The 2,867-nt window shown below is 45.4% G+C and carries 2 protein-coding genes; one reads left to right on the top strand and one right to left on the bottom strand.

Annotated elements, in window-relative coordinates; genetic code table 11:
• Positions 1–348 precede the first annotated feature (348 nt).
• Complete coding sequence (locus IH879_22105; GenBank protein ID MCH7677620.1) at positions 349–1,320, top strand: hypothetical protein; 972 nt, start codon at positions 349–351, stop codon at positions 1,318–1,320.
• Between the two features lie 68 nt (positions 1,321–1,388).
• Here IH879_22105 and IH879_22110 read toward each other — a convergent pair whose 3' ends face one another.
• Positions 1,389–2,822, bottom strand: coding sequence for a SpoIIE family protein phosphatase (locus tag IH879_22110; protein ID MCH7677621.1), 1,434 nt, complete (start codon positions 2,820–2,822; stop codon positions 1,389–1,391).
• Positions 2,823–2,867: the final 45 nt, after the last annotated feature.

Raw genomic sequence — 2,867 nt, forward strand, 5'->3', positions numbered from 1 at the left:
AGAACTTCTTCCCTTGACTCTTGCCAATAACTTTACATTTTATAGATAAGAGCTCCCGCAAAAAAAAGTCAGAGACAATGATGTTTCAGGACCACAAACCAGTTTTTTAAAACGATACAAAACTGGTAAAGCCTAATGGCAGCCAATAAGAACGACAACCTATGTTGACGTGCAGGATTACCGTCGAGCCGCGATTGAGTCTGTTGAAACATGAAGCGCTGGAAAAGCAATTAAAAATAAATAATGTCAATATAAACCACCTGACATTTATTTCTTTCACAGATGAGAGATTCTCGTCAATAATGGTATCTTAATAATTAGTAAGAGATTACTAAAGGAGGCCACAAAATGTCATTTAATCCAGATGTATCGAATGTCAGGCTTAAGGCGCCTGATAAAAACACCAACTATGCTAAGGCTGCGCTTGAGGGATTGCAAAAAGACGGTGTGGTAGCTAAAGTTCTCGGTAATGGAAAATCGATTCCACATGCGACGGGCTTTGGCCGACTAAAGCGTCACCTGCAGGGGGTTGCTATTCGAGATTCCATTGCGACCGTGACCACAAGTACAGTGGACGGATTGATTCTCACTTCCAAGAATGATAGTCCGGCGTCAGACTTCTCATACCAGGGAAAAAAGCTAGTTCCGGATTTTAATCATCCCGGCGGCATTCAAACTATCGGCTCTTATGCTGTTGTTCCAGTTTATAATGATCAAACGACAGAAGTGCAGTTCTATGAAGATACTCAAGAGTTGAAAAAGGCCGAACACCTCACTATTCGGTTGAACAAAAGGGTCTATTCTGTGGGAATTTCAGATGCAGCAGATGAGAAGGGAGATTTCTACCTTTTAGCTTTGGGAGTGGACAGCAAGGGGAAGGTGTTTGACTTCTATCGCAGTCAGCCAAATTTGGCGCTAAATCATCAGGATTGCCGTTTCAAATTCTTAAAGAACTCGAAGTTCAAAAAAGAGGGCTACCCTAACAGTATTTCACTGCTTGCCGATGAGGCGAATAACCTCTATTTTTTAGGCCTTCATACGACGGGACGACTTGCCAGTTTGGGACTGGGCAAGGATTGGGCTGATCTCTATCAAATCAATCTGCAAGAATCGGGGCAAAAGATGTTTAAAAAAATCGCTAACTTTCATGCGATTTGTCACAAGGGTCCCGCTTTTAGGTGGGGCGGAAGCGCTCGGGTTACCTCAGACTCAACAATTAGCATCTTTGTATGTGAACGAAACGTGCAGAAAAGCGGTTCTGAGATTCGGCTCAATGTCTTTCGTTCAGACAATGATCCTGAATTTGGTAATTTGACTTGAAGCATTCTCTTGCGATAGCATGTGGGGATGACTGCAGTCGGCTGATAAAGACGAAACTCAGTTAACTGCTACTCCTTCCGAATCACCAACAAGGTAAAATCATCATTCGGCGAATCACCGGAGAAAAAAGACTCGACATCTTTATTGAGCGCTTCCAAAAGGTTTGCCGGGCTTTTGCCGTGGGACGCTTGCAGAAAACTCATCAGGCGTTCTTCGCTGTAGAATTTGTATTTGTCTTCACTGTCTACGTTTTCTTCCGACTCCTCCAGACGCGCAGCTTCTACGACGCCGTCGGTGTAAAGAATTAGACTGTCGCCGGAATTCAGTTTGAGTTTCTTTTCTGTTAAGGTCTCCTCGAAAATTTTGCCACTTCGTTCCAGACCCAGCCCCAATCCTTTTAATTCTAATTCACGAATTTTTTCATTCTCTTTACCGGGTATGAAAATGGGCGGCGGGTGGCCGGCCCGAACCATTCGCACGGTGCTGGTTTTAACATCCAGGATACCGATAATCGCAGTGATAAATATCTGCCGGTCAACTTTAGGGTCGGCAAAGTACTGATTGAGCCGTAAAGCGATTTCGCGCGGGTCGTCGGTGAATTGCGGCGAGTAGCGCAGGAGGCTGATGCACTGCGCCATATAAAATGCGGCCGAGGTGCCTTTGCCGGAGACGTCACCAATTGTGAATAAGAAGCGGTCCTGGTCTAACTGCATGACGTCATAAAAATCCCCGCCGACTTCGTTTGCCGTTTTAATAGTTGCGGCAATTTCGAACCCGGGAATTTCGGGTAAAGTTTGCGGGAGCAGATCAAGCTGCACATTTCTGGCAATGGTGAGCTCAGATTGCAGGCGCTCTTTTTCACGTGCCTCGGCAATGGATTCTTTGAGCCGGACGCCCATCTGGTTAAACAGGTCTGCTAATTCGACAAATTCATCTTTACCCTCTACTTTCACTTTGTAATCTAAATTGCCGGATGAAATTTCACGAATCCCGTTTCTAAGCTGGGTAAACTTTTGCACGATCATGCGGTTGATTTCCGAGCCAAATTTTGTCATGCGCTGGATCACTAAAAGATCTGCCAGGAGAAAAATCAAGCCAAGCATAAAAACATAACTAACCAGCGACCAGGTGAAGAGGGAAGTACTCGGAACCAGCAAAATATCGAAAGCGAAAAAGCCCGCTTCCTGCATTTGAGCATCCATCAATGGGGCGATCACCAGACCAAATGTGAAGGGATTTCGCCGGGTCAGAATTTCGTTAATTTTGTCCATCCAATCGGTCGTGCTTTCTTCGGTCTGCTCAAACGGGGCGGCCACAATATTCCCGCTTCGCTGGCGGGTGACGCCGAACGGAACAATGCGGAAACTGCGCTCATCTTTCCAGATGCCGATTTTATAAATATAGGACTCCCAGGTGGGAGGATTGTACGGGTAGGCCAGCAATTGTGTGCCTGCCAGAATCGACGATTCGCTTGCAATGAAGCTCAAAAAATTCCTGTCCATTTTTACAACGTGAATTTTGTCTACATCAGGTTCAGAATCTTTGAC

Source organism: candidate division KSB1 bacterium (assembly GCA_022562085.1).
Lineage (GTDB): Bacteria > Zhuqueibacterota > Zhuqueibacteria > Oceanimicrobiales > Oceanimicrobiaceae > Oceanimicrobium.